The organism is Rhodococcus sp. 2H158 (assembly GCF_053764755.1).
This window is the reverse complement of the sequence record NZ_JBSNCE010000035.1, coordinates 21,480-47,513: the sequence shown is the minus strand read 5'-3', so window position 1 is coordinate 47,513 and position 26,034 is coordinate 21,480. Positions and strand designations below refer to the sequence as shown.

The window sequence follows — 26,034 nt, the reverse complement described above, 5'->3', positions numbered from 1 at the left end:
CGGTGAGCCAGAGGGAGTGGATCGAGAAGGACTTCTACAAGGAGCTGGGTGTCTCCTCCGACGCGTCGGCCGACGACATCAAGAAGGCCTACCGCAAGCTGGCGCGGGACCTGCATCCCGACGCCAACCCCGGCGACACCCAGACGGAGGAGCGCTTCAAGGCGGTCAGCGAGGCGTACGCCGTGCTGTCCGATCCGGCCAGGCGCAAGGAGTACGACGAGACCCGGCAGCTGTTCGCCTCCGGCGGCTTCGGCGGCGGGTTCCGTCCCGGCGCCGGTAGCGGCGGGTTCTCCGGCGGCACCACCACCTTCGATCTCGGTGACCTGTTCGGTGGCGGCGGGGGTGGGGCCGGTGACGCCGGTCTCGGCGACCTGTTCGGCGGCCTGTTCAACCGGGCCGGCGGCGGTGGCGCGCGCACCACGTCGCGGCCCCGGCGCGGGTCCGACGTGGACGCCGAGACCACGCTCGACTTCCGCGACGCGGCCCTCGGTGTCACCGTCCCGCTGCGGCTGACCAGCCCGGCGCCGTGCACCACCTGCCACGGCAGTGGTGCCCGTCCCGGCACCAGCCCGCGGGTGTGCCCGCGCTGCAACGGAAGTGGCATCGTCTCGCGCAACCAGGGTGCGTTCGGGTTCTCCGAGCCGTGCGACGACTGTCGTGGCACCGGGTCGATCATCGACGACCCCTGCACGGACTGTCGCGGCAGCGGCATCCAGAACCGCACGCGCACCATCACGGTGCGGATCCCACCCGGGGTCCGGGACGGTCAGCGCATCCGGCTGGCCGGTCAGGGCGAGGCCGGACTGCGCGGCGCCCCGCCCGGCGACCTGTTCGTCACCGTGCACGTGCGCGCCGACAGGGTGTTCGGCCGCGACGGCGACGACCTGACGCTGGTGCTGCCGGTCAGCTACGGCGAGCTGGTGCTCGGCACCACCGTCTCGGTACCCACCCTGGAGGGCCGGGTCGGGTTGAAGATCCCGGCCGGTACGGCCGACGGTCGGGTGCTGCGGGTACGCGGGCGCGGCGTCCCCAAGCGCGGGGGCGGCGCCGGCGACCTGCTGGTGACCGTCAAGGTGGCCGTGCCCCAGAACCTCGACGACCAGGCGATCGACGCACTGCGGATCTACATGCACGCGGAGCAGGCGAGCGGCTTCGATCCGCGGGCGGGCTGGGCAGGTGCCTGATGAGCGAGAACCGCAACCGGCACGATTCGCCGATGGACCCGGACGCCCGGGTCTATGTGATCTCGGTGGCGGCGGAACTGGCCGGCATGCACGCGCAGACGCTGCGCAACTACGACCGGCTCGGCCTCGTCACCCCGCACCGCACACGGGGCGGCGGGCGCCGCTACTCCCCGCGCGACGTCGCGCTGCTGCGTGAGGTGCAGCGCCTGTCGCAGGACGAGGGCGTGAACCTCGCGGGCATCAAGCGGATCATCGAGCTGACCAATCAGGTCGAGGCCCTGCAGCAGCGGCTGTCCGAGATGGCAGCCGAGATCGCGCAACTGCACGCGTCGCGCCGGGCACTGGTGCCGGTGCCGCGCAGCAACGCGCTGGTGGTCTGGAAGCCGAAGCACCAGCGCGACAGGTAGACGCGCGGCCCCCTGCGGCCTCGGTCACCCAATACCGTTGTGGCCGAATGTCACATCGTGTCGATCAGATCGACACGATGTGACATTCGGCCGTTCAGGGCGGTCACGGGCCGTTCAGGCCGGGACGAGCCCGCTGACGTCGGCGAGCAGTTCGAGCGAACGCAGCCACGCCTTGCGTCCGGGCGCCGACGACACCACGATCAGCTCGTCGGCCTGCGCGCGCTCGGTGAAGCGGTCGAGGTAGGCGCGCGCCTCGGCCGGGGTGCCGACGGCGGTGTACCTCAGCATCTGCAGCACCTGCTGCCCGGCGGGGGCGTCGAGCAGCATCTCGACCTCGTCGTCGGTGAAGGTGCGGCCGCGGCCGAGCATCTGCCGGATGCGCTGTCGCTTGGTGGCCTCGAACAGTGCATTCGCCTCGTCGGTGGTGTCCGCGGCGATCACGCCGACGCCCGCGATGACGTACGGCTCGGCGAGCTGCTCGGACGGCTGGAACTCGCGCCGGTACAGCGCGACGGCGTCCTCGAGCGCCTGCGGCGCGAAGTGCGACGCGAACGCGTACGGAAGGCCGAGCAGCGCGGCGAGTTTCGCCCCGAACAGCGACGAGCCGAGGATGTACAGCGGCACGTCGGTGCCCTTGCCGGGGACGGCGTCGACGCCGGGAATGCGCGACGTGCCGCGCAGGTAGCCCTGCAGCTCGAGCACGTCCTGCGAGAAGCTGTCGGCCGACGACGGGTCGCGGCGCAACGCCCGCAGGGTGTTCTGGTCGCTGCCGGGCGCGCGGCCGAGACCGAGGTCGATGCGGCCGGGATGCAGCGTCTCGAGGGTGCCGAACTGCTCGGCGATGGTCAGCGGCGAGTGGTTGGGCAGCATGATGCCCCCGGCGCCGAGCCGGATCGTGGACGTGTGGGCGGCGACGTGCGCGATCAGCACGCTGGTGGCCGACGAGGCGATGGTCGGCATGTTGTGGTGTTCGGCGTACCAGATGCGGCGGTAGCCCCACCGCTCGGCGCGCTGCGCCATGTCCACGCTCGCGGCGAAGCTGTCGCGCGCGGTTTCGCCGCGGCCGATGTGAGCCAGGTCGAGAATCGATAGTGGTGTGGTCACCTGGATCCTTCGCGTGTCCGGGGCCCGGGTTCGGGATCCGGGCACACGATCGGTCCAACCACACCGGCCGGTCCACTATTCCGTGACGTGCGCCTCGCCGCTCACCGCACCGGGTTCACGTCGGTGGCGGTGCGGGGATCGAGGAGCGTCTCGCCCGCATACCTGCCGAAGCCGCCGCGGTAGAACAACAGCGGTCCGTCGTCGTGCAGCGCGGTCAGCCCCGTCACACGCGCGACGACGATGGTGTGGTCGCCGGCGTCGTGCTCGGCCTCGACGGTGGCCTCGATGCGGGCCAGCGCGCCCGCGAGGGCGGGCGCGCCGTTGTCGCCGCGCGTCCAGTCCACGCCGGTGAACTTGTCGCCGCCGCTGACGGCGAACGCCATGCACGTGTCGCGCTGGTCGTGGGCCAGGACGTTGATCGCGAGGGTGCCGATCTGCCGGATCCTCGGCCAGGTCCGCGACGTGCGGGCGGGGCAGAACGACACGAGCGGCGGATCCAGGGACACCGACGCGAACGACTGGCACGCGAAACCCAGCGGTTCGCGGCCGTCGTGGCCGGTCACGACGGTGACGCCGGTACAGAAGTTGCCCAGCACGTCGCGCATCGTCCGGGGATCGAGCACCGTGTGTTCCGCGCTCATAAGGTTCCTCTCGCCGTTCGGTATCTCTCCAGTGTCCGTCATTCCGGCGGCGGGTTGCGACCGGCGTCCGGCGGACCGTGCCGGTGCCTTCAGCGCTGCCGCATGTCCGACGGCGCCCAGTAGGCGCGCATGCTCGTGATCCGGGCCTGGTCGTCGAAGGTCATCACGTCGATCGGCTCGATCTCGTACACCCGGCCCCCGGTCTCGGTGACGACCCGGAAGTGGAACGCCGCGCACGACCCGGTTACCCGCAGCGCCAGCAGTTCGGTCGCGCGCCGGGAGCCCTCGAGTGCGCGGTAGAACTCGGCGATCGCCGCCCGTCCGGTCCTCGGCGCGGAGCCGACCGGGTCCTCGAGTGTGGCGTCATCCGCATACAGGGTTGCGATGTCGGCGCCGCTGCCGTCGGCGACGGCCGCCAGATACGCGACGACGGTGGCGCGGATGCGTTCGGCGTGCGTGACGGTGCCGGACGTGGTCATGGCTGCTCCTGTGGGATCGACGGCTCGTCGCGAGACGAGTCGACGCTAGCGGCACCGTGGACCCGGTCGGGGTCGTCGTCCCACGCATCGGGAGGTTGCGGGAGCGCGTCTGCGCGCGGTGCCGTGGGCTGGTGGCGAACGCGCCCACCGACGCCGGTCTGCGTCCCGGTGGGCGGGAACCCGCCCGCCGGCGTGGTGGAACTGTCCTAGCGTCGTCGGGCATGCGTGCAGTGGGTCGCCTCGGGTCCGAGGCGCGACCCGACCAGGCAGCGACGATGTGAAGGAGAATTCGAAATGGCGACGAGTCCCGTACCGGCCGTGACCCCCGCCCACGACACCACCGTGGATCTGCTGGTGATCGGGTCCGGCACCGGTATGGCCGCCGCGCTCACCGCGCGCGAACTCGGCCTGTCGGCGCTGATCGTGGAGAAGACCAGCTACGTCGGTGGCTCCACCGCCCGCTCCGGCGGCGCGTTCTGGGTGCCCGCCAACCCGGTGCTGCGCGAGGCCGGTTCGGGCGACACCCCCGAGCGGGGCCACACCTACGTGCGGTCGGTGGTCGACGGCTCGGCGCCGGCCGAGCGCGGCGAGGCGTTCGTCGATCACGGCGCCGCGACCGTCGAGATGCTCCGGCGTACCACGCCGATGAAGTTCTTCTGGGCCAAGGGTTACGCCGATTACCACCCGGAGCAGCCGGGCGGCGCCGCGGTCGGACGTACCTGTGAGTGCCGGCCGTTCGACACGTCGGTGCTCGGCGACGAGCGCGGACGGTTGCGCCCCGGTCTGATGGAGGCGGGGCTGCCGATGCCCACCACCGGTGCCGACTACAAGTGGCTCAACCTCATGATGCGGGTTCCCCTCAAGGGATTCCCGCGCATCTTCCGGCGGCTGGCGCAGGGCGTGGGCGGCCTCGCGCTCGGCCGGCAGTACGTCGCCGGCGGGCAGGCGATCGCCGCAGGCCTGTTCGCGGGGGTGCTGCGGGCCGGCATCCCCGTCTGGACCGAGACGTCGCTGGTGCGGCTGGTCACCGAGGGCGATCGGGTGACCGGTGCCGTCCTCGAACAGAGCGGCCGTGAGGTGACCGTGACCGCCCGTCGCGGTGTGGTCCTCGCGGCCGGCGGGTTCGACCACGACATGGCCATGCGACGGAAGTTCCAGTCCGACATGCTCGCCGACAACGAGAGCCTCGGCGCCGAAGGCAACACCGGCGATGCGATCAAGGTCGCCCAGGAGGTGGGCGCCGGCCTCGACCTGATGGACCAGGCATGGTGGTTCCCCGCCGTCGCGCCGACGGCCCCGGGCAAGCCGCCGCTGGTGATGCTGGCGGAGCGGTCCCTGCCGGGCTCGTTCATCGTGGACCACACGGGCCGCCGGTTCACCAACGAGTCCTCGGACTACATGTCGTTCGGTCAGCGGATCCTCGAGCGGGAACGGGCCGGCGACCCGGTCGAATCGATGTGGATCGTCTTCGACCAGAAATACCGCAACAGTTACCTGTTCGCGGCGGGGCTGTTCCCGCGCCAGCCCATCCCGGGCTCCTGGTACAAGGCGGGCATTGCGCACCGGGCCACGGATCCGGTCGAGCTGGCGCGCTCGATGGGGGTGCCGGAGAGCGCCTTCGCCGAGACCTTCCGCCGGTTCAACGACGACGCCACGTCGGGAACGGACTCCGAATTCGGGCGTGGGCGAAGCGCATACGACCGCTACTACGGCGATCCGACCGTCGAGCCGAACCCGAACCTGCGGCCGCTGACCGAAGGGCCGCTCTACGCGGTGAAGATGACGCTGAGCGACCTCGGCACGTGCGGTGGCGTGCAGGCCGACGAGCGGGCGCGGGTGCTGCGCGAGGACGGCAGTGTGATCGACGGTCTCTACGCGATCGGCAACACCGCCGCGAACGCGTTCGGCAACACGTACCCGGGTGCGGGGGCGACGATCGGTCAGGGTCTGGTGTTCGGGTACATCGCCGCGCAGGACGCCGCGAAGGCGGCCGTTCCCGCGAACGGATGACTCGGCAACGGCGTTACCGCTCGCATTCGTCGATCACTGCCCGCACCACGGCGGGCAGTGCCGCGGCGGTGGCGGGCGTCAGGCCGACGCCGTAACCGACCTCCGCCACCTCGAGGGTGTAGACCACGACCCGACCCGGGTCGGCGCCCAGGATCCGGCTCAGCGCCCACGCCTCGGCGGGGCCGAGGCTGTGCGACCCGGCGTGTCGCGAGCGGCGGGCGAGGCTCGCATCCCCGATCTCGTGACGCCGGATCGCGCCGGGCGGACCGGTGCCGACGGTAGCGTCGACGACGACCGCCAACCGCGTCCCGGCCCACGCGTCCAGCATTGCCGTCGGCTCGCCGTCGGAGATCAGGACCCGCCATCCGGGCCGGGACCGGCCGACCTCCCGGGCCGCCGCGGGCCCGACGCCGTCGTCGCGGCGGTACTCGTTGCCGACGCCGATCACCACGAAGTTCGTCGCGATCACCCGCGGTCGATCGTGAGGTCGAGGAAGTGTGTGGCACACGAGATGCACGGGTCGTAGTTGCGGATCACCCGTTCGCACAGCGACGTCAGATCGGCATCGGACAGCTTCAGGTGGCCGGCGATCAGCGTGCGCAGATCGTGTTCGACGGCAGCCTGGTTCTGGGAGGTCGGGGGGACGATCACGGCCGAGCGGATCAGACCGTCGTCGCCGAGCTCGTAACGGTGATACAGCAGTCCCCGCGGTGCCTCGCTGACGCCGTGCCCGATCGCGGCGCGGGCGGCGACCTCGGTGCCGGGCCGGCCGGGACGCTCGTACCCGGCGATCAGGCGGAGCGCCTCCTCCACCGCATAGACGGTCTCGACGGCGCGAACAACGATGCTGCGAAACGGGTTACGGCATTCCACCCCCAGTCCCGCCGCGTGTGCCGACTGTCGTGCGGTGTCCGACAGCTGCGCGGAGTTCAGGGTGTATCGGGCCAGGGGTCCGGTCAGATACCGGCGCCCGTCGAGCCGCGCGTACAGGGCCGTCGAGTGCGGAACCTGGTGTTCGACCACATGGTCCGGGAACTGTGCTGCGGCGAAGGAGGATCCGGTCGACGACCGGATCTGCCCGTCCTCGATGGCATAGCGGTCCGGCCGGTGCAGGGCGAGCAGGTCGTGATCGAGATCGAGATCGGGAAAGTCGAACCCGGCCACCCAGCGGACCGTGTCGAGCGCGTCGTCGAGGGCGCGGCGCAGCCGCTCGGCGAGCGGGGCGAGTTCCGTGCGCGTCGGCGCGCGATAGAAACCGCCGATCCGCACGTTGACCGGGTGGATGGGTCGTCCGCCGATCTGCTCGAGGATCGCATTGCCGGCCTTCTTCAGGGCCAGCCCGCGTTCGAGCGCGCTCCGATGACGCTCGGCGAGGGCGATCGCGTCGGGAAGGCCGAGGAAGTCGGGGGCGTGCAGGAAGTAGATGTGCAGCACGTGGCTGGCGATCCACTCGCCGCAGTAGAGCAGGCGGCGCAGGTTCAGCACCGGCTCGTCGAGCTCGACCCCGCAGGCCTGCTCCAGCGCATTGCAGGCGCTGACCTGATAGGCGACGGGGCAGATCCCGCAGATCCGGGAGGTGATGTCCGGAGGCTCGCGGAAATCCCTTCCCCGCAGGAACGACTCGAAGAACCGTGGCGGCTCGTAGATGTTCAGCTCCGCGCGCTGCACCCGCCCGTCGCGCACCGACACGTTCAGTCTGCCCTCGCCCTCGACGCGGGCGAGAGCACGGACCGTCAGCTCTCTACGGCTCCCGCTCACGGCGGTGCCTCTCGGCGAGTGCGGGGGCGCCGACGTTGAACGTCGCGAAGGCGCGGTCGATGTCGTCGTCGCTCATGCCGCACGTGCGCAGCCACCCGGCCAGCGACGCGATGTTGGGGTCGGCCGTCGGCCCGAAACAACCGTAGCAGCCGCGCGACTGCGCCGGGCACAGGGCGCCGCAGCCGGAGTGGGTCACCGGGCCCAGGCAGGGCGTGCCGTCGGCGACCATCACGCAGGTCAACCCCCGGCGCTTGCATTCGGTGCACACACTGGTGTTCGGGATGTTCGGCCGGCGGCCGGCCAGGAACGCGGTGATCACCTCGAGCAACTGGCGCCGGTCGATCGGGCAGCCGCGCAACTCGAAGTCGACCGGCACGTGCGCCGCGATCGCCGTCGACGTCGCCAGGGTCTCGATGTACTCCGGGTGGGCGTAGACCATCGAGGTGAACTCGGCGACGTCGGCGAAGTTGCGCAACGCCTGGATACCGCCGGCGGTTGCGCACGCGCCGATCGTGACGAGGGTCCGGGACCGCTCCCGGACCCGGTGGATGCGCGCGACGTCCGCAGCGGTGGTGATCGAGCCCTCGACCAGCGACAGGTCGTACGGGCCGTCGTCGACGGCGCTCGACAGCTCGAGGAAATGGGCGATCTGCACCGCACCCGACAGCGCGAGCAGCTCGTCCTCGCAGTCCAGCACGGACAGTTGACATCCGTCGCACGACGCGAACTTCCACACCGCGAGCTTCGGCCTGTCCATCACAGCTCCCGTACGTGCAGCAGCGGTCCGGCCACCGCGTAATCCAGCACCGGGCCGTCCCGGCAGAGCAGGATCTCGCCGAGCTGGCAGTGCCCGCACAGCCCGATCCCGCACTGCATGTTCCGTTCCAGCGAGACCCGGATATCCGGGGGCCGAATCCCTTTGCCCAGCAGCACCCGGGCCGAGAACCGCATCATCGCCTCCGGCCCGCACAGCAGTGCCGTCGTCCGTCCGGGATCGAGGGTGAGCCGGCTCAGCGGCTCGGTGACGAATCCGACGGACCCGGACCAGCCCTGCACCGGCTGGTCGATCGTCAGCCGGACCTCCACGCCGCCGTCGGCCCAGTCCTGTAGCTCGCGCCGATACAGGATCTCGGCCGGCCGGCGTGCTCCGACCACGAGCACGACGCGCCGGAAGTCGTCGCGCGCGGCCACCGCGCCGAGAACGGCGGCCCGCACCGCGGCCAAACCCACCCCGCCGGCGACGATCACCAGGTCCCGGCCGGTGCACGACTTAAGGTCCCAGCCCACCCCGAACGGACCGCGCACGCCGACGATCGCGCCGGGCTCGGCGTCGTGCAGGGCCCGGCTCACCGCACCCACCTTCCGTACGGTGTGGACCAGCTCCCCGGTCGTGTCGGTGGGATCCCCGCTGACCGAGATCGCGATCTCGCCGACCCCGGGGGCGTAGAGCATCATGAACTGCCCGGGCCGGAACCGCGGTCGCGGCGCCCCCAGCGGGGCCAGCGACAGTGTCACCGCATCGGCGGTCTCGACGGTCCGCGAGCGAACCCGGTGGGCGCTGGGCAGCATCGGCGCGCCCGGCGCCGCTGCGGTGTCGTGCGCGAGGTCACCGAACATCGGAACCCGCATACAGGTCCAGCAGTCGCGCCCGGGTGGCCTGCAACCGCTCCAGGAGCGCCCCGAACAGGGCCCGCATCACCGTGTATCCGAACTCGGCGTCGGCCTCGCTCAGCGCCTGCAGCGCCGCGGCGTCCACCTCCAGAGCCGAGGTCGCAGCGGCCGCGACGGCCCCGTAGTGCCAGCGGTGGGGCGGCGTCACCCACGACCATCCCAGGACGTCACCGTCGACGAAGGTGTCGAGGGTGACCGGGCCGCGGCCGGGCACCACCGTGTACAGATCCACCCGGCCCTCCTGGAGCAGCCAGCAACTGCGCGCCTCGCCGCCCTCGTGGAAGACGTGCTCCCCGGCGGCGAAGCGGACCGGGTGGGCGAGCGCGGCGATCCGATCCCGCGCCTCCGGGCCCAGCCCCGCCAGGGCCCGGATGCCGTCGAGCGGTGGGGTCGTCATCGGTGCCCGTCCGTCTCGTCGTCGTGGGTGGCGAGCGCGCCGGTGAGGCGGGCCGCTTCCGCGGTGATGTCGATGCCGACCGGGCACCAGTCGATGCAGCGGCCGCAGCCGACACATCCCGAGCTGCCGAACTGGTCGTGCCAGGTGCCGAGCTTGTGCGAGATCCACTGCCGGTACCGGCTCCGGCCGGACGCCCGGACGTCACCGCCGTGGATGTAGGAGAAGTCCGGTTCGAAACAGGACGCCCAGTGCTGCCACCTGCCGGCGTGCCCGTCGGCGAGGTCGGTGACGTCCTCCGTCGACGTACAGAAGCAGGTGGGGCACACCATCGTGCAGTTTCCGCAGGTCAGGCAGCGATCGGCGACATCCTCCCAGACGTCCGCCTCGCGGGCGTCGCGGAGCATCGCCCGCAGGTCGACCTCGGGCATGCTCCGTCCCATCCGGTCGCCGGCCGCCGCCACCGCGTTGCGGGCCCCGGTGGTCTCGTCCGCGGTGGCGTCACGGTGGGGGAGCAGGTCCAGGATGCGGGCGCCCTCGTCGGTCCCGACGTCCACGAGAAAACGGTGTCCCTGCTCGTCGACGCGTTCGGTCAGGCCCAGGTCGTACCCCGGGCCCGCGGCGGGTCCGGTGGCCATCGAGGCGCAGAAGCAGACCTCGCCGGGTTCGGTGCAGTTGACCGCGACGACGAACAGCCGGCGGAACCGTCGCGCGGTGGCCCCGTCGGGATGGGCGCCGCGGGTCAGCACCGTGCCCAGGATGCCGATCGCGGCCAGGTCGCAGCCGCGGACGCCGAGGAACGCGTACCGGGTCTCGTCCGCGGGTGGGGCCCGGTAACTGCCGTCCGGCGCAGTCGACCACAGTTGCTGTCGTGCGGGGTGCAGGAACTGCTTCCACGACTGCGGACCCGCGGAATGGCCGAACACGGCGGTGTCGTCGCGCCGCCGGAGCCGATACCGCCCGGGTGCGGTCGACACGCCCCACCCGTCGGGCAGCTCTCGTCCCGACCCGAGCTCGTCGAGCACGATGGCGTCGTCGCGGACGGTGGGGCCGACGACGCGATATCCCTCGGTCTGCAGCACCTCGATCAGCCGGTCGAGGTGGGCGCGGGACAGGATTGCCGGCGTCGGGGGGTCGGCCTGCGAATCTGCAATACCCATGGCAGCTCCCGTGATTCGAACGGTCACGACCCGGCGCAGTCCTCACTCGTCGCGCTGGTGGCCCCCTCGAGTATCGTCGCGGGCGTACCGCCCGGTCAACCGGCCGGCCGTCGTAGCCCGGTCAGTACGGGTCGAACCGCACGTTCTCGGCGGGGGTCCCGGTCTCGACGAGCGTGTGCAGGGTCGCGCGGACCATCGCCGCGGACCCGCACACGAGCACCTGGTGGTCGCCGAACGCTCCGTAGGAGGTGACCACGTCGTCGAGGCTGCCCTCGAGCAGCTCGTCGGGGTGGAACCCGGGATCCCCGACGTGGGTGACGATGCGGTCGTACCACTCGTCGGGGATCCCGGGATCGTCGACCGACTCGACCACCGGCACCACGGTCAGCCACGGCAGCGTCTCGGCGAGCAGGATCAGCATGTCGGCGGCGTACAGGTCGCGGGGCGTGCGGCCGCCGACGAACAGGAAGGTCTGGGGCGGGTTCGGCCGGCGCGCGACGTCGAGGATCAGCGCCCTCAGCGGGGCCAGGCCAGTGCCCCCGGCCACCATGATCACGATGCGGCCGGAGTCGTCGACGTGCAGGTTGCCGCCCTGCGGCGTGCCGATCGTCCACACGTCGCCGGGCCGGGTGGCGGTGACGATGCTGCCGCTGACCCAGCCGCCGGGGACGGTACGGACGTGGAACTCGAGCTTGCCGTCGAGCGACGGGGGCAGTGCGGGGGAGAGGCGGCGCGGCAGCCGGGGATGCTGCGGCACGGTGACGTCGACGTACTGCCCGGGCGCGAACGGCACCATCGTGTCGTCGCATTCGAGGCGCACCACCGCGACGTCGTGGCGGATCCGGTGGTGCTCGACGACGGTCGCCGACCACACCGTGTCGGTGGTGTGCAGGGTCTGTCCGGCCGGCTGCATGGTGTGACTCCCGGTGCTCGAGCGTGAAGGTGGCCCCACTCTAGGGCAGGGCCGCAGCCCCGTCCCGAAATGAAACATGTTCCAATTCTGCCGCCGGAGCGGTTATGGTGACGAAGGGGTGATCCCCGCCACGTCGAGCCGTCACCACGCTGACCATCGAGGAGAAGGACTCTCAATGACCGAGGAGTACGCCGACCTGCATCGGCCCGTGTTCACCGCGGACCTGCTCATCACCGCCCTCGAGCGCAGCGCCGAGAAGCCGGCCCTGTACCTCGGCGACGTGGTGCTCACCGGCGGGGAGATGCGCGACGAGATCAGCCGGTTCGGGCAGGCGCTCGCCTCGGTCGGGGTGGGGCGGGGATCGTCGGTGGCGATGCTGTCGAAGAACCGCCCCGAGGTTCTCATCTCCATGGGCGCGACGATGGTCGCCGGCTGCCGCAACAGCGCGCTCAACCCCATGGGTTCGCTGTCGGACCACCTCTACATCGTCGACGACGCCGCCATCGAGACCCTCATCTTCGATCCGAACCACTTCGAGGAACGCGCCGCCGAACTGAAGGCGCAGGTGCCGACGCTGAAGAACGTCTTCTCCCTCGGGCCGTCGGATGTCGGCACCGACATCCTCGCCCTGGCCGCACAGTTCACGCCGCAGCTGCTCGTCGCCGCGCCGGTGGCGGCCGAGGACACGTCGAGCATCGTCTACACCGGCGGCACCACCGGCAAACCCAAGGGTGTCATGGGCTCGTTCCGCTCCGGCGCGACGCTCACCCAGATCCAGATGGCCGAATGGCAGTGGCCCGACGAGCCGCGCTTCCTGATCTGCACGCCGCTCTCGCACGCCGGCGCCGCGTTCTTCGTCCCGACGCTGCTGCGCGGCGGATCCCTCTACGTGCTGCCGTATTTCGAGCCGGGTCTGGTGCTCGAGACGATCGAGAAGCACCGCATCAACGCCACCATGCTGGTGCCCACGATGATCTACCTGCTGCTCGATCACCCCGATGTCGACCGCCGCGACCTGTCCAGCCTCGAGACCCTGTTCTACGGCGCGTCGGCGATGTCCCCGGCGCGGCTGCGGGAGGGCCTCGAGCGGCTGGGCCCGGTGTTCTTCCAGTTCTACGGGCAGAGCGAATGCGGCATGACCATCTCCGTGCTGCGCAAGGAGGACCACCTCGCCGACGATCCGGAACGCCTCGCCACGTGCGGGCGGCCGGTCCCGTGGCTCGACGTGCAGCTGCTCGACGACGACCTGAACGAGGTGCCGCGCGGGGAACTGGGGGAGATCTGCGTACGCGGGCCGCTGGTGATGAAGGGATACCTCGGCAAGCCCGCCGAGACCGCCGAGGCGCTGCGGGGCGGCTGGCTGCACACCGGCGACGTCGCCCGGGCCGACAAGAACGGCTTCCTCACCATCGTCGACCGCAAGAAGGACATGATCGTCACCGGCGGATTCAACGTCTTCCCCCGCGAGATCGAGGATGTCATCTCCGCGCATCCGGCGGTCGCGTCCGTCGCGGTCGTCGGCGTGCCCGACGCCAAGTGGGGCGAGGCCGTCAAGGCCTGCGTGGTGCTGCGCGACGGCCGGTCGGTCCGCGCGGAGGAGCTGATCGAGAGAGTCCGCGCCGCAAAGGGTTCGGTGCACGCACCGAAGTCGGTGGACTTCCTCGACGCGCTGCCGCTCACCCCGCTGGGCAAGCTGGACAAGAAGACCCTGCGCGCGTCGTACCGGTAGGCGGCTCCGCCGCCGGTGTGTCCTTTGGGCGGTCAGGGGGGCCCAAAGGAGACACCGGCAGCGCAGCTGCACCTGTTGTCGGCGCTGCGTCGCCACCCGAGCCGGACGAGGACGGTCTCGACCTCTTCGGCAACGCCGCACGGGTCCCGGCTGACCTCGTCGTAGCCGTACACCAGGCGGGAACGCCCGGCCAGTTCGGCGGCGTTGTCGCGGCGACGGTCCCGGAAGGCGACCTCCGCCATCGAGTGGAACCTGCGTCCGTCGAGCCGGACCGTCAACGCGGCACCGTGACCGTCGTACGTGCAGTCCTCGTACAGTGTCCGCCCATCCACGACGACCGGCGTCTGTCGACGTGCGAGGGGAAGTCCGTGCCGTTGCTCCACCTCGGTCGCGTAACGGAGTTCAAGCATCGACTGGACGCCGTCGGCGAGCAATCGGACCGCATCCTCGAGCGCCTTCCGGTATCGGAACGGGGTTCGTTCCTGCATCCGCCGCCGGATCTCCGACAGCGGAATACGACTGTCCGTGACGACCCGGATCAACCGGATGTAGCCGTCGTACGAGGTGGGCGCGGCCGTCGCCAGGTCGAGCGCGGTGTCGGCCCGGCCGGTGCGCGGGGGCATCGTCGGCACCCCGATGTGCGCATGGGCCCGGCTGCGGTGGACGATCACCCCCGGATGGAGCATCTCGCCGAGGTGCGGCAGCCGGATGCCGCGTGGCCTCGCCGTGGCGAAGGTGGCAGCCTGTCCCTTGGTCGACGATCCCACCGGCACGGTGACATGGACCGGTTCGAGTGGGTCGTGGGACAGCATCCCCCATTCTTCGGCGGCTGTGCGGTGACTGAGGATGCCGGCGTCACCGCAGAACGCGACGGCCGCGGCCAGAACCGCGGGCCGGGACAGCGGGCCGGTCGTCACCGAGTACACGCCACGGAGCACCTGCTGCCACCGCCCGTACTCGAGACGGTGCCGGATCCACGGCCACGTGTGTCCGTGACGTTCGAGCTGGGCGCGGGTGACGATGCCGTGCTGGAACGCGACGATCCGATCGAGTTCGGGCACGTCCGGAAGAACTGGCATGGGAGCCATGATTCGGGCGTGGATCGTCTCCGGAGGCCGGCAGAGGGTGAAGCGGCGCAATCTGTGGACGAACCGGGAGGGTGGGGATAACCCGGTGTGTCCTTTGGGCGGTCGGAGCCGCCCAAAGGACACACCGGCGGCGCAGCCGCCTATAGCGTGGTAGTGACACATCGGACATCCCTGGGAGGCGTAATGCTTTCAGTCGAGTCCGCCGACGTGGTGCGCGCGACCCTGCCGGTCGTCGGTGCTGCGATCGGCGACATCACCCCGATCTTCTACCGCCGTATGTTTGCCGCGCACCCGGAGTTGGAGCGGGACCTGTTCAACCGCGGCAACCAGGCGCAGGGCGACCAGCAGCGCGCCCTCGCGGGGGCGATCGCCGCGTACGCGACGTTGCTGGTATCGGAGAGCGTTCCGCAGCCGGACGATCTGCTCGCCAGGATCGCGAACAAGCACGCCTCGCTCGGGATCGTCGCCGACCAGTACGAGATCGTGCACAAACACCTGTTCGAGGCGATCGTGGAGGTTCTCGGCGAGGCGGTCACGCCGGAGGTCGCGGCGGCGTGGGACGAGGTGTACTGGGAGATGGCGCGGGCCTTGATTTCGATCGAGGACGGGCTCTACCAGGACGCGGGTGTGGAGCCGGGACGGGTGTGGCAGCGTCTCGTGGTGACGCGGCGCGTCCAGGAGTCGCCGGACACGGTGTCGTTCGTGCTGGCGAATCCGGACGGGACGACGCTGCCGGCGGCCCGGCCCGGCCAGTACGTGTCGGTGGCGGTGCGACTTCCGGACGGCGCCCGGCAGATCCGTCAGTACAGCCTCACCCGAGCTCCGGAGCGCACCAGTTGGGGGATCACCGTCAAGGCGATCGGTCCGAGCACGGCCGAGGACGGAACGGAGATTCCGGCCGGTGAGGTGTCGGTGTTCTTGCATCACAACGTGTTCGAGGGTGACGAGCTGGACGTGTCACTGCCGTTCGGGGATCTGGTGCTCGACGACAGCAGCGACCCACTGCTGCTGATCTCGGCGGGCATCGGCTGCACACCCATCATCGGGATGCTGCACTATCTCGCGCGCACCGAAACCGACCGTTACGTCACGGTGCTGCACGCCGACCGGGCGCCGTCGCGGCACGCGCACCGGCAGGAACTGGTCGAGCTGGTCGATCGGCTACCCGGCGCAAAACTGCATCACTGGTACGAGGACCTCGGTGTTCGGTCGGCTACCGACACCACCCGGCTCGGTCGAATCGACATGGACGAGATCGATATCCGGCCGGATTCCCGGGTATACCTGTGCGGTCCGCTACCGTTCATGGAGTCGGTCCGGACGTCGCTGCTGGCCCGTAACGTGCCGGACGGCAACATCCGTTACGAGGTGTTCGGTCCCGACAAATGGCTGCCGTGACCCGCCGCCTACAGCGGATCGAAGCTGATGTTCTGCCGTGGGGTCCCGGCCGCGGACAGTGCGTAGAGGGTGGTCTTGATCATCGACGGGGAGCCGGCGATCTGGATCTGCCGGTCGGCCCAGGAGCCGAACTGTGAGACCACCTTTCCCAGCTTGCCGTGCAGGGTCCTGTGCAGGCCCGGCGGCGGATCTTCGACGGGAACCGGGTGCCACCACGGGTTCTCGGTCTCCTCCACGACGGGCACGACCGTGAGCCACGGATTGGTGGTGGCCAGTTGCCACAGGGTCTGCAGGTCGTAGAGGTCGCAGGGGTACTTGCCGCCGAAGAACAGGTGCACGCGTGGGTTGTCGCCCCGCATGCCCATCTCCATCAGTTGCGCACGCAGCGGTGCGAGGCCCGTACCGGAGGCGATCATCAGCACGTCCTCCCCGCTGTCGCGGTCGACATGCAGGCCGCCGAGCGGGGGCCCGATCACCCAGCGGTCACCGACGGAGGTGTCGCCGACCAGTGCCGGGCTGACCCAGCCGCCGGACACGCGACGGACGTGGAACTCGATCTGTCCGTACGGGTTCGGGGGGATCGCCGCCGACAGGTACCGCCACATGTGCGGTCGCTGCGGGATCTGCACGCTCATGTACTGCCCGGCGTGGTACGGGATCGGTGAGTCCGTCTCGAGCCGGATGATCGCCAGGTCGGGCAGCACCCGCTCGTGGCCGACGACGGTGGCGCCCCACGCGGCGGGCAGGTCGTCCTCGGCCGCGGCGGCCGCCATGGTGTCGACGAGGTAAGTGATGACCCCGGACCACGTGCGGTCGAGGGCGTCGGTCCAGAGGATGGGCGGGGTGCACTCGCGCACGGCGGTGTGCAGGGCCCGGCCGGCGGCATGGAAGTGGTCGGGCCGGACGCCGTACTTGCGGTGGTCGCGGCCGAGCTGGGTGAGGAAGGCGGTGACGGTGTCGAGGTCGCCGAGCCGGTTGATCGCCCAGCCGACGGCGGTCGCGAACCGCTGCCGCATCGTCTCCATTCCCGCGGGGAACAGCTCGCGGATGCCGACGGTATCGCTCCACAGGGCGGTGTAGAAGGCCGTGGCGAAGCGCTCGCCGCCGCCGGGTGTCGCGACGATCGACGCGAAGCTGAGCTGGACGCGGGCGACGGCGAAGGCCTCCACGCACCCTCCCGCTCGCCGTCTCTGCTGGTCGGCCGCCACTGTAGTCCCGCGGCGGTGTTTCGGCCACAATCGACGTCGGGCGGCTCGATGACCCCCGCGATGTGCCACAGGTCACACGGCTCGATAAAGTTGAGCGGAACAAACTCAACTTTGACGCCGTTGAAGCATGCGAACGCCCGCGGCGGGAGGCTTGCGGGTGCAGAATTGATACCGGCTCGCTCAATGAAGGGAAGGGGTTCGCAGTGGACTCGTTCAATCCCACCACCAAGACCCAGGCGGCGATGACGGCCGCCATGCAGTCCGCGTCCGCTGCGGGCAACCCGGAGATCCGTCCGGCCCACCTGCTGGTCGCGCTGCTCGACCAGACCGACGGCATCGCCGCGCCGCTGCTCAAGGCCGTCGGGGTCGACCCGACCGTCGTGCACCGGGAGGCGCAGACACTCGTCGACCGGCTGCCCAGCGCTACGGGCGCCACGACCACGCCGCAGCTCGGCCGGGAGGCCGTCGCCGCCCTGACCGCCGCGCAGCACCTCGCCACCGAACTCGACGACGAGTACGTCTCGACCGAGCACGTGCTCGTCGGCCTGGCCGCCGGCGATTCCGACGTCGCCAAGCTCCTCGTCGGGCACGGCGCCACCCCCGCCGCGCTGCGCGACGCGTTCACCACCGTCCGCGGCAGCGCCCGCGTGACCAGCCCGGACCCCGAGGGCACCTACCAGGCGCTCGAGAAGTACTCGACCGACCTCACCGCCCGCGCCCGGGAGGGCAAGCTCGACCCGGTCATCGGCCGCGACAACGAGATCCGTCGCGTCGTCCAGGTGCTGAGCCGGCGTACCAAGAACAACCCCGTGCTCATCGGCGAGCCCGGCGTCGGCAAGACCGCCATCGTCGAGGGCCTCGCGCAGCGCATCGTCGCCGGCGACGTCCCCGAGTCGCTGCGCGGCAAGACCGTCATCGCGCTCGACCTCGGGTCGATGGTCGCCGGAGCGAAGTACCGCGGCGAGTTCGAGGAACGCCTCAAGGCCGTGCTCGACGAGATCAAGGAATCGGCCGGGCAGGTCATCACCTTCATCGACGAGCTGCACACCATCGTCGGCGCCGGCGCGACCGGCGAATCGGCGATGGACGCCGGCAACATGATCAAGCCCATGCTTGCCCGCGGTGAGCTGCGCCTCGTCGGCGCCACCACCCTCGACGAGTACCGCAAGTACATCGAGAAGGACGCCGCCCTCGAACGCCGCTTCCAGCAGGTGCTCGTCGGCGAGCCGAGCGTGGAGGACACCGTCGGCATCCTGCGCGGGCTCAAGGAGCGGTACGAGGTGCACCACGGCGTGCGCATCACCGACTCCGCGCTCGTCGCCGCCGCCACCCTCTCCGACCGGTACATCACCTCCCGGTTCCTGCCGGACAAGGCCATCGACCTCGTCGACGAGGCCGCGTCCCGGCTGCGCATGGAGATCGACTCGCGCCCCGAGGAGATCGACTCGGTCGAGCGGATCGTCCGTCGCCTCGAGATCGAGGAGATGGCGCTGCAGAAGGAGACCGACGAGGCCTCCAAGGACCGGCTCGAGAAGCTGCGCGCCGAACTCGCCGACGAACGCGAGAAGCTGAACCAGCTCACCACCCGCTGGCAGAACGAGAAGACCGCCATCGATTCGGTGCGGGGGATCAAGGAGCAGCTCGAGGCGTTGCGCGGCGAGGAAGAACGCGCCGAGCGCGACGGTGACCTCGGCAAGGCCGCGGAGCTGCGCTACGGCCGCATCCCGCAGCTGGAGAAGGAACTGGAGAAGGCCGCCGCCGCGTCCGGAGCCGCCTCCGACGGCGACGTCATGCTCAAGGAGGAGGTCGGCCCGGACGACGTCGCCGACGTCGTCGCCGCCTGGACCGGCATCCCCGCCGGCCGCATGATGGAGGGCGAGACCGCCAAACTGCTGCGCATGGAGTCCGAGCTCGGCAAGCGGGTCGTCGGCCAGGACGAGGCCGTGCAGGCCGTGTCGGACGCGGTGCGCCGCTCCCGGGCGGGCGTCGCCGACCCGAACCGGCCCACCGGGTCGTTCCTGTTCCTCGGCCCCACCGGCGTCGGCAAGACCGAGCTGGCGAAGGCGTTGGCGGGCTTCCTGTTCGACGACGAACGCGCCATGGTGCGGATCGACATGTCCGAGTACAGCGAGAAGCACTCCGTCGCGCGGCTCGTCGGTGCCCCTCCCGGCTACGTCGGCTACGAGTCGGGTGGCCAGCTCACCGAGGCGGTGCGTCGCCGCCCCTACTCGGTGGTGCTGTTCGACGAGGTCGAAAAGGCCCACCCGGACGTGTTCGACACGCTGCTGCAGGTGCTCGACGACGGTCGGCTCACCGACGGGCAGGGCCGCACCGTCGACTTCCGCAACACGATCCTGATCCTCACCTCGAACCTCGGTGCGGGTGGCGACCGGGAGCACATCATGGCGGCGGTGCGGGCGGCGTTCAAGCCGGAGTTCATCAACCGGCTCGACGACGTGGTGATCTTCCACTCGCTGACCGAGGAGCAGCTCGAGCAGATCGTCGACATCCAGCTCGAGCAGCTGGCCGGGCGTCTGGCGGCCCGGCGGCTCACGCTCGACGTGTCGACCTCGGCCCGGTTCTGGCTCGCCGTGCGGGGCTACGACCCCCAGTACGGTGCGCGTCCGCTGCGCCGGCTCATCCAGCAGTCGATCGGCGACCAGCTCGCCAAGAAGCTGCTGGCCGGGGACATCAAGGACGGCGACACCGTCTCGGTGGGCGTCAGCGACGACGGCGACCACCTCGTGATCGGCGCGCAGCGCCTAACCTGGAGGGACCATGACGAACCCGCACGATCCGCGCACCCCCCAGGAACGCGCCTACTCGCTCGACGAGGGGCGTGAGGACGACGCGCGCGCGACGGGCACCGGCCGCACCGACCCGGACGCCGACGACACCCGGGTCCTGCACACCGCCGACCCAACCGAGGCGTACGGCCGTCCGCCGGCTAACCCCACCCTGGTCTACCCGGCGTACGACCCCCGGTTCGATCCGACGGCGGCGCCCCCGAACCCGACGCAGGCGTTCGAGCAGCCAGGCTCCTACGGGCCCCAGCCGCAGTACGCGCCGACCCAGCAGTACGCGCCGACCCAGCAGTACACCTCGGCGCAGCAGTACCCGCACACCCAGCAGTACGGGGCGGCGCCACCCACCCCGCCGCACACCGGCGAGTACCCGGCGCTCGACGCGAAGCCGCCCCGGCGCCGCCGATGGGGCCTGATCCTGCTCGCCGCGGTTGCGCTGATCGTGCTGGCCGGCTTCGGCGGCTACCTGCTCAGCGGCGGCAGCGGCGACGACCCGCAGCAGCGCAGCGCGGCGGCCCCGACCACCACGACCACGGTGCCCCGGCCCGCGCCCACGACGCCCGCGCCCACCACCGAACCGGCCGTGCCCGGCCTGCCGTTCGAGCAGCTGCCCGGCGGGCTCGGCGACGTCATCGGCGCAGCCGGCACCGTCGTCGGCACGATCACCGCCAACGACGGCACCTCCCTCACGCTCAGCGGCATGGGCGGCTCGAGTGTCACCGTGCGGCTCACGCCCGAGACGCAGATCATGTCGCTCGCGGGCTCCGATCCGTCGGCGCTGCGGGTCGGCGACTCGGTCGTCGCGCAGGGCTCGCCGTTGCGAAACGGGGAGATGATCGCCGACACTGTGGTCAGCGCGTCCCTGCCGTCCTTCGGCGGTCCGGGCAACTAGAACGCGATAGGCTGACCCTCGATGACGGTTATGTGGTTCGGACTGGCGGCGATCGCACTTGCGGGTGCGCTGGTGCTGCTCTACATCGACCGCACGCGCCGCGAACAGTCCGGCCGCGTGCGTGAGATCTGGGCGCGCGCCCAGGGCTACAAGTACAGCGCGGCCGACGACACCCTGCCCGGGCACTGGCACCGGGCGGCCCTGGCCAAGCAGGAGTATCTCGGTGCGGTGGACGTGGTCCACGGCATCCGCCGCGGCGAGGAGTTCATCCTCTTCGACATCGAGGAGACCGCGACGATCGTCGCGGTGCGCCGCAAGGTCGGCTCCGACGTCGACATCGACCTGCGCCTGAAGTCGACGCCGCCGCCGAAGGACTCGGACATGAACCTGCTCGGCGCCATCGGGCCACGCATCGTGTTCGCCACCGACCTCGAGATCGCCCGCCGCATCTGTGACCAGCGCATGGTCGCCTACACCGAGTCGATCCCGCCGCACGTGCAGATGCTGTGGAGCGAGGGCGAATGGACCCTCGGCTCGATCCCCGTGGGCAGCACCGGCCGGGAATGGGACTCGGCCATCGAGACCGTCGCCCGGCTCTCCGGAATCCTGCACGTGCTGCCGCCGATCGTGGAGCCGCAGGAACTCGACCGGGTCGCGCACGACCCAGGCCGCCCCTCCGCGCGGCGCTGAGCACACCGCGTCACCGGAAACGGCCGGCGCGCTGCGCTAGCTTTGCCCCATGACTTCCGCTGCCACCCGGCCCGTCGCTCTGGTCACCGGCCCCACGTCCGGCATCGGCGCAGGCTTCGCGCGCGCGCTCGCCGGCAAGGGGTACGACCTCGTGCTCGTCGCCCGTCATGAGGAGAGCCTGCGCTCCCTCGCCGACGAAGTGACGTCGCGTTTCGGCACCACCTCGGAGATCCTCGCCGCAGACCTGGCCACCGAGGACGGCCGCGCGGCCGTCGCGCGGCGCCTCGCCGAGGGCGTGGAAATGCTCGTCAACAACGCCGGGTTCGGCACGTCGGGCGAATTCTGGACCGCCGACCCCGCTCTGCTGCAGTCGCAGCTCGACGTCAACGTCACCGCCGTGATGCAGCTGACCCGGGCCGCGCTGCCGCCGATGATCGCGGCAGGCAGGGGCAGCATCGTCAACGTCGCCAGCGTCGCCGGGTTGCTCTCCGGGCGTGGTTCGACGTACTCGGCGAGCAAGGCCTACGTCGTCTCGTTCACCGAGGGGCTGGCCGGCGGTCTCGCCGGCACCGGGGTGCGGGTGCAGGCGCTGTGCCCCGGCTTCGTGCACACCGAGTTCCACGAGCGGGCCGGGATCGAGATGAGCTCGATCCCGGAACTGATGTGGCTCGACGTGGACACGGTGGTGCGCACGTCCCTCGCCGACCTCGAGGCCGGCAAGGTGATCAGCATTCCCGGCTTGCAGTACAAGGTGCTCACGACGGTGGGCCGGCTCGTCCCGAAGAACCTGGTGCGCAGGGCGACCAACCTGGTCGGCCGCGGCCGGGGACGGACGTAGGCTCACCGCAGGTAACGGTCCGGACACGGCGCGACGACACGGCGCGTCGCGACTCGGGCGCCACCTCGGCCTCGCGGTAGATTTCGCCCTGTGACGTCTGTGGCTCTTGTGATTGTCGTTGCGGTTGTGGTGGTACTGCTGCTGTGGACGCGCGCCGCCGTCCGCCGCCTCCGGGTGCTGAAGTTGCGTCACCGCGACAGCCTGCGCCTGCTGACCAACGAACTCGACGACCGCTACGACCAGGTGCCCGCCCTCGTCGCGGCCTCCGCCGGCGCCGGCATGGAGCGCAGCCGGCTCAGCCCCGTCGTCGGAGCCCGCTCCCTGGCAATCGCCATGCGCGACCAGCGGCTGCCCCTGGGCGAGCGGGCCGCGGCCGAGAACACCCTGTCGGCGGCCCTGCACGACCTGATCGGCGTCCTCGACGGCGTCAACCACTGGCCGTTCATCCGCGTCGCCCGCGAGTTGCAGACCCGCGAGCAGCGCATCGCCGGTGCCGCCCGCGTCCACAACGACCTCGGCCGCGCCATCAACACCGCGGCCACCACCTTCCCGGCCTCGGTGTTCGCGCGCCTCGCCGCGGTCGGACCCGTTCCGCTGTTCGAGGTCGCGGTCCCGCCCGCCCCCACCGCCGTGGCCCCGCCGGAACCCGCCGCGACGGCTCCCGCCTCCGCCCCCGGAGACGACGCGCCGACCGGCGGATCGGACGCGCCGACCGGCGGATCGGACGCGCCGACCGGCGGATCGGACACCGTCGCGGCCTGACCGTCGGACCCCGACTAGGCTCGTCGTCGCCGGCGTCCTCGGGGCGCGGCGTGGAACGAGAGACGGTGAGGGGTTGCGATGAGTGATCGCGAGGAGTTGGCTGCGCTGGTTCGCGAACTGGCGGTGGTGCACGGCAAGGTGACCTTGTCGTCCGGCAAAGAGGCCGACTACTACGTGGATCTCCGCCGCGCCACCCTGCACCACCGGGCCGGCCCGCTGATCGGCAAGCTCATCCGGGAACTGGTCGCCGACTGGGACTTCGACGCCGTCGGCGGCCTCACCATGGGTGCCGATCCGGTGGCGCTCGCGGTCATGCACGCCGCCGGCCGCCCGATCGACGCGTTCGTCGTCCGCAAGGCCGCCAAGGCGCACGGCATGCAGCGGCAGATCGAGGGCCCCGACGTGCTCGGCAAGCGCGTCCTGGTGGTCGAGGACACGACCACGACGGGCAACTCTCCGCTCACCGCGGTCAAGGCCCTGCGCGACGCCGGCGCGACGGTCGTGGGTGTGGCCACCGTCGTAGACCGGGCCACCGGCGCCGGCGAGGTGATCGCCGCGGAGGGTGTCGAGTACCGCTACCTGCTGGGCCTGCAGGACCTGGGACTGCAGGACTCCTAGGTTTTCCGTGGCCGGGCGGGTGCGACGGACCGCGACGCGCCTCGCGGACGGCCGGGCACTGTTCTATTTCGACGACACCGAGCCGTACGTCGGTGGTGGCGCGGTGCGGGAGCGGCACGACCCGCGGCGGCTACCGTCGGCCGGGGCCGCGTCCGAACTCCGCTTCGACCCACTGACGGGGGAGTGGGTGGTCTCCGCGTCGCACCGCATGGACCGCACCTTCCTGCCGGACCCCGCGGACTGCCCGCTGTGCCCCACCCGTCCGGGCCGGGCCGCCACCGAGATCCCCGCCGACGACTACGACGTGGTGGTGTTCGAGAACCGCTTCCCGGCCCTCGGGCCGGGTGGCGCCGTCGCCGGTCCGGTGGACGGCGACCCGCTGTGGCCGCGACGGCCCGCGACGGGCCGCTGCGAGGTGGTCGCGTTCACCGCCGACCACGACGCCCGGTTCGCCGACCTGAGCGTCGCGCGGGCCCGCACGGTGTTCGACGCGCTGGCCGACCGCACCGCCGAGCACTCGGCGGCCCCCGACGTGCGGCAGGTGTTCTGCTTCGAGAATCGTGGCGTGGAAATCGGTGTGACACTTCAACATCCGCACGGGCAGATCTATGCCTACCCGTTTCTGCCGGCGCGCTCGCAGGTGCTGGTGCAGCGGGCCCGCGCGCACCACGCCGCGACGGGCCGGCTGCTGCAACGCGACGTGCTCGAGGCCGAACGCCGGGCGGGCATGCGCATCGTGTGGTCCGGACGGCGGTGGACCGCCTACGTGCCGGCCGCGGCGCGGTGGCCGATCGAGGTACACCTCGCCCCGCATCGCGACGTGCCGGATCTCGCCGCCCTCGACGACGCCGAGCGCGACGAGCTGGCGGTGGCCTACCGGGAGTTGCTGCGCCGCGTGGACCTGTTCTTCGACGGCGTGGACCGCGTCCCCTACATCGCGGCCTGGCACCAGGCGCCGGTCGGCGACGAGCGACCGTACGGTCGTCTGTTCTGCCAGATCTTCTCGCTGCGCCGCGCCGCGGACAAGCTCAAGTACCTGGCCGGATCGGAGTCCGCGATGGGTGTATGGATCAGCGACACCTCCGCTGAACGGATCGCGGCGCGGCTGCGGGAGCTCGCCCGATGACGACCGTGTGCGCGGCCGCCGCGGCGGAGTTCGCCCGGGAGTTCGGTGGGGTACCGGAGGGGGTGTGGTGCGCGCCGGGGCGGGTCAACCTGATCGGTGAGCACGTCGACTACGCCGGCGGGCTGTGCCTGCCCCTGGCGCTGCCGCAGGTCACGGCGGCGGCGGTGCGTCGCCGCGACGACGGGGCGGTGCGGCTCGTCAGCGAGGGCTTCGCCGGTGTGTCCTTTGGGCTGCTCCAGCCGCCCAAAGGACGCACCGGCGGCTGGGCCGCCTACGTCGTCGGGGTGATTCACACGCTCGACCCGCCCGGGTTCACGGGCGTCGACGTCGCGATCGCCTCCGACGTGCCGGTGGGGGCGGGTCTGTCCAGCTCGGCGGCGCTCGAGGCGGCCGTCGCCCTCGCCCTGGCCGAGTTGTACGGGCTGCCGGTCGACGATGCCGGCCGGGCCGCCCTCGCCGCCGCCTGCACGCGAGCCGAGAACGACTGTGTCGGCGCCCCCACCGGCGGCATGGACCAGCAGATCGCGCTGCGCGGCCGGGCCGGTCGTGCACTGCTGCTGGACTGCGCGACCGGAGCGGTCGAGCACGTCCCGATCGATCTCGAATCGCACGGCCTGGCGCTGCTCGTCGTCGACACGGACGCGCCGCACCGCCTCGTCGACGGGCCGTACGGGCAGCGGCGCTGCGACGTCGAGGAGGCCGCGCGCCGGCTCGGCGTGACGAGTCTGCGCGACGTCGACACCGTGGCCGCGCTCGACGCGCTGACCGATCCGGTGCTGCGGCGCCGGGCCGGGCACGTCGTCACGGAGATCGCCCGGGTGCGCGCCGCCGTCGCCGCGCTGCGGGACGACGCCCCGGACCGGCTCGGGCCGCTGCTCGACGCGGCGCACCGGTCGCTGCGTGACGACTTCGAGGTCAGCTCCGTCGAACTCGACAGCGCCGTCGACGCCGCTCGCGCCGCCGGGGCGCTCGGGGCCCGGATGGTCGGCGGCGGATTCGGCGGTTCCGCGATCGCGCTGTGCCGGGCGACGGACGTCGCCGCGGTGGCGGAGGCGGTGACGGCGGCCGCCCGCGAGCGCGGCCTGCCGCGGCCGAAGTTCCTGCGTGCGGTGGCGGCGGCGGGCGCCCGGCGCTGCTCCTGAGGGAAAGCCGGCCGGGTG

General features: G+C 71.3%; 24 protein-coding genes and 1 pseudogene. 13 read left to right on the top strand and 12 right to left on the bottom strand.

The window, feature by feature from the left end; translation table 11 throughout:
* Positions 1-2: 2 nt before the first annotated feature.
* Together dnaJ and ACWPOB_RS25535 are read left to right on the top strand one after the other, a co-directional pair.
* Positions 3-1,184, top strand: coding sequence for a molecular chaperone DnaJ (gene dnaJ / locus ACWPOB_RS25540; RefSeq protein WP_455402524.1), 1,182 nt, complete (start codon positions 3-5; stop codon positions 1,182-1,184).
* On the top strand, positions 1,184-1,591 hold the full coding sequence (locus ACWPOB_RS25535) for a heat shock protein transcriptional repressor HspR (RefSeq protein WP_006945118.1): 408 nt from the start codon (positions 1,184-1,186) through the stop codon (positions 1,589-1,591). The genes dnaJ and ACWPOB_RS25535 overlap by 1 nt, the downstream gene beginning before the upstream one ends.
* A gap of 114 nt (positions 1,592-1,705) precedes the next feature.
* Here ACWPOB_RS25535 and ACWPOB_RS25530 read toward each other — a convergent pair whose 3' ends face one another.
* The 3 genes from ACWPOB_RS25530 to ACWPOB_RS25520 form a co-directional block, all read right to left on the bottom strand.
* Positions 1,706-2,695, bottom strand: a complete 990-nt coding sequence (locus ACWPOB_RS25530; protein WP_455402523.1) for an LLM class flavin-dependent oxidoreductase — start codon at positions 2,693-2,695, stop codon at positions 1,706-1,708.
* 101 nt (positions 2,696-2,796) lie between these two features.
* On the bottom strand, positions 2,797-3,336 hold the full coding sequence (locus ACWPOB_RS25525; RefSeq protein WP_455402522.1) for a flavin reductase family protein: 540 nt from the start codon (positions 3,334-3,336) through the stop codon (positions 2,797-2,799).
* A gap of 89 nt (positions 3,337-3,425) precedes the next feature.
* On the bottom strand, positions 3,426-3,815 hold the full coding sequence (locus ACWPOB_RS25520) for a nuclear transport factor 2 family protein (RefSeq protein ID WP_455402521.1): 390 nt from the start codon (positions 3,813-3,815) through the stop codon (positions 3,426-3,428).
* 294 nt (positions 3,816-4,109) lie between these two features.
* Between ACWPOB_RS25520 and ACWPOB_RS25515 the strand changes: the two genes are divergently transcribed.
* Positions 4,110-5,825 carry a 3-ketosteroid-delta-1-dehydrogenase gene (locus ACWPOB_RS25515; protein WP_455402520.1) on the top strand — a complete coding sequence of 572 codons (1,716 nt, stop codon included), beginning with the start codon at positions 4,110-4,112 and terminating at the stop codon, positions 5,823-5,825.
* Positions 5,826-5,838: 13 nt separating this feature from the next.
* Here ACWPOB_RS25515 and ACWPOB_RS25510 read toward each other — a convergent pair whose 3' ends face one another.
* The 7 genes from ACWPOB_RS25510 to ACWPOB_RS25480 form a co-directional block, all read right to left on the bottom strand.
* On the bottom strand, positions 5,839-6,294 hold the full coding sequence (locus ACWPOB_RS25510) for a hydrogenase maturation protease (protein WP_100056118.1): 456 nt from the start codon (positions 6,292-6,294) through the stop codon (positions 5,839-5,841).
* On the bottom strand, positions 6,291-7,583 hold the full coding sequence (locus ACWPOB_RS25505) for a Ni/Fe hydrogenase subunit alpha (protein ID WP_455402519.1): 1,293 nt from the start codon (positions 7,581-7,583) through the stop codon (positions 6,291-6,293). Before ACWPOB_RS25505 ends, ACWPOB_RS25510 begins: the two co-directional genes overlap by 4 nt.
* Complete coding sequence (locus ACWPOB_RS25500; protein ID WP_100056120.1) at positions 7,567-8,340, bottom strand: NADH-quinone oxidoreductase subunit B family protein; 774 nt, start codon at positions 8,338-8,340, stop codon at positions 7,567-7,569. Before ACWPOB_RS25500 ends, ACWPOB_RS25505 begins: the two co-directional genes overlap by 17 nt.
* A complete protein-coding gene (locus ACWPOB_RS25495; RefSeq protein WP_455402518.1) occupies positions 8,340-9,200 on the bottom strand; it encodes an FAD/NAD(P)-binding protein in 861 nt (286 codons plus the stop codon). Before ACWPOB_RS25495 ends, ACWPOB_RS25500 begins: the two co-directional genes overlap by 1 nt.
* Positions 9,190-9,651 carry a Crp/Fnr family transcriptional regulator gene (locus ACWPOB_RS25490; RefSeq protein ID WP_455402517.1) on the bottom strand — a complete coding sequence of 154 codons (462 nt, stop codon included), beginning with the start codon at positions 9,649-9,651 and terminating at the stop codon, positions 9,190-9,192. The genes ACWPOB_RS25495 and ACWPOB_RS25490 overlap by 11 nt, the downstream gene beginning before the upstream one ends.
* Positions 9,648-10,808, bottom strand: a complete 1,161-nt coding sequence (locus ACWPOB_RS25485; protein WP_100056122.1) for a 4Fe-4S dicluster domain-containing protein — start codon at positions 10,806-10,808, stop codon at positions 9,648-9,650. The genes ACWPOB_RS25490 and ACWPOB_RS25485 overlap by 4 nt, the downstream gene beginning before the upstream one ends.
* Before the next feature lie 121 nt (positions 10,809-10,929).
* Complete coding sequence (locus tag ACWPOB_RS25480; RefSeq protein ID WP_455402516.1) at positions 10,930-11,721, bottom strand: FAD-binding oxidoreductase; 792 nt, start codon at positions 11,719-11,721, stop codon at positions 10,930-10,932.
* A 175-nt stretch (positions 11,722-11,896) separates the two neighbouring features.
* Here ACWPOB_RS25480 and ACWPOB_RS25475 point away from each other — a divergent pair, with 175 nt between their 5' ends.
* Positions 11,897-13,450, top strand: a complete 1,554-nt coding sequence (locus tag ACWPOB_RS25475; RefSeq protein WP_455402515.1) for an AMP-binding protein — start codon at positions 11,897-11,899, stop codon at positions 13,448-13,450.
* 32 nt (positions 13,451-13,482) lie between these two features.
* Here the strand turns inward: ACWPOB_RS25475 and ACWPOB_RS25470 are convergent, their stop codons facing one another.
* Complete coding sequence (locus ACWPOB_RS25470) at positions 13,483-14,529, bottom strand: hypothetical protein (protein WP_100056124.1); 1,047 nt, start codon at positions 14,527-14,529, stop codon at positions 13,483-13,485.
* 192 nt (positions 14,530-14,721) lie between these two features.
* Here ACWPOB_RS25470 and ACWPOB_RS25465 point away from each other — a divergent pair, with 192 nt between their 5' ends.
* A complete protein-coding gene (locus tag ACWPOB_RS25465) occupies positions 14,722-15,936 on the top strand; it encodes a globin domain-containing protein (protein WP_455402514.1) in 1,215 nt (404 codons plus the stop codon).
* Between the two features lie 8 nt (positions 15,937-15,944).
* On the opposite strand, the gene ACWPOB_RS25460 is transcribed toward ACWPOB_RS25465, so the two are convergent.
* Positions 15,945-17,105 carry an FAD-binding oxidoreductase gene (locus ACWPOB_RS25460; protein ID WP_455402513.1) on the bottom strand — a complete coding sequence of 387 codons (1,161 nt, stop codon included), beginning with the start codon at positions 17,103-17,105 and terminating at the stop codon, positions 15,945-15,947.
* A gap of 242 nt (positions 17,106-17,347) precedes the next feature.
* On the opposite strand from ACWPOB_RS25460, the pseudogene clpB reads away from it, so the two are divergent.
* From clpB to galK, 8 genes and pseudogenes are all read left to right on the top strand, one after another.
* A pseudogene (gene clpB / locus ACWPOB_RS25455) lies at positions 17,348-19,897 on the top strand (ATP-dependent chaperone ClpB); the annotation flags it as partial.
* A gap of 25 nt (positions 19,898-19,922) precedes the next feature.
* On the top strand, positions 19,923-20,840 hold the full coding sequence (locus tag ACWPOB_RS25450; RefSeq protein WP_455402512.1) for a DUF5666 domain-containing protein: 918 nt from the start codon (positions 19,923-19,925) through the stop codon (positions 20,838-20,840).
* A gap of 30 nt (positions 20,841-20,870) precedes the next feature.
* Positions 20,871-21,530, top strand: coding sequence for a type III secretion system chaperone family protein (locus tag ACWPOB_RS25445; protein ID WP_006931240.1), 660 nt, complete (start codon positions 20,871-20,873; stop codon positions 21,528-21,530).
* Between the two features lie 49 nt (positions 21,531-21,579).
* On the top strand, positions 21,580-22,368 hold the full coding sequence (locus ACWPOB_RS25440) for an SDR family NAD(P)-dependent oxidoreductase (RefSeq protein WP_455402511.1): 789 nt from the start codon (positions 21,580-21,582) through the stop codon (positions 22,366-22,368).
* Between the two features lie 108 nt (positions 22,369-22,476).
* Complete coding sequence (locus ACWPOB_RS25435; protein ID WP_455402534.1) at positions 22,477-23,130, top strand: LemA family protein; 654 nt, start codon at positions 22,477-22,479, stop codon at positions 23,128-23,130.
* 78 nt (positions 23,131-23,208) lie between these two features.
* Positions 23,209-23,748 (top strand): orotate phosphoribosyltransferase, encoded by a 540-nt coding sequence (pyrE, locus tag ACWPOB_RS25430; RefSeq protein WP_100058743.1) that lies wholly within the window; start codon positions 23,209-23,211, stop codon positions 23,746-23,748.
* 19 nt (positions 23,749-23,767) lie between these two features.
* Positions 23,768-24,874: a galactose-1-phosphate uridylyltransferase gene (gene galT, locus ACWPOB_RS25425; RefSeq protein WP_455402533.1), complete on the top strand. Its 1,107-nt coding sequence runs from the start codon at positions 23,768-23,770 to the stop codon at positions 24,872-24,874.
* Complete coding sequence (gene galK, locus ACWPOB_RS25420; protein ID WP_455402510.1) at positions 24,871-26,016, top strand: galactokinase; 1,146 nt, start codon at positions 24,871-24,873, stop codon at positions 26,014-26,016. The genes galT and galK overlap by 4 nt, the downstream gene beginning before the upstream one ends.
* Positions 26,017-26,034 lie beyond the last annotated feature (18 nt).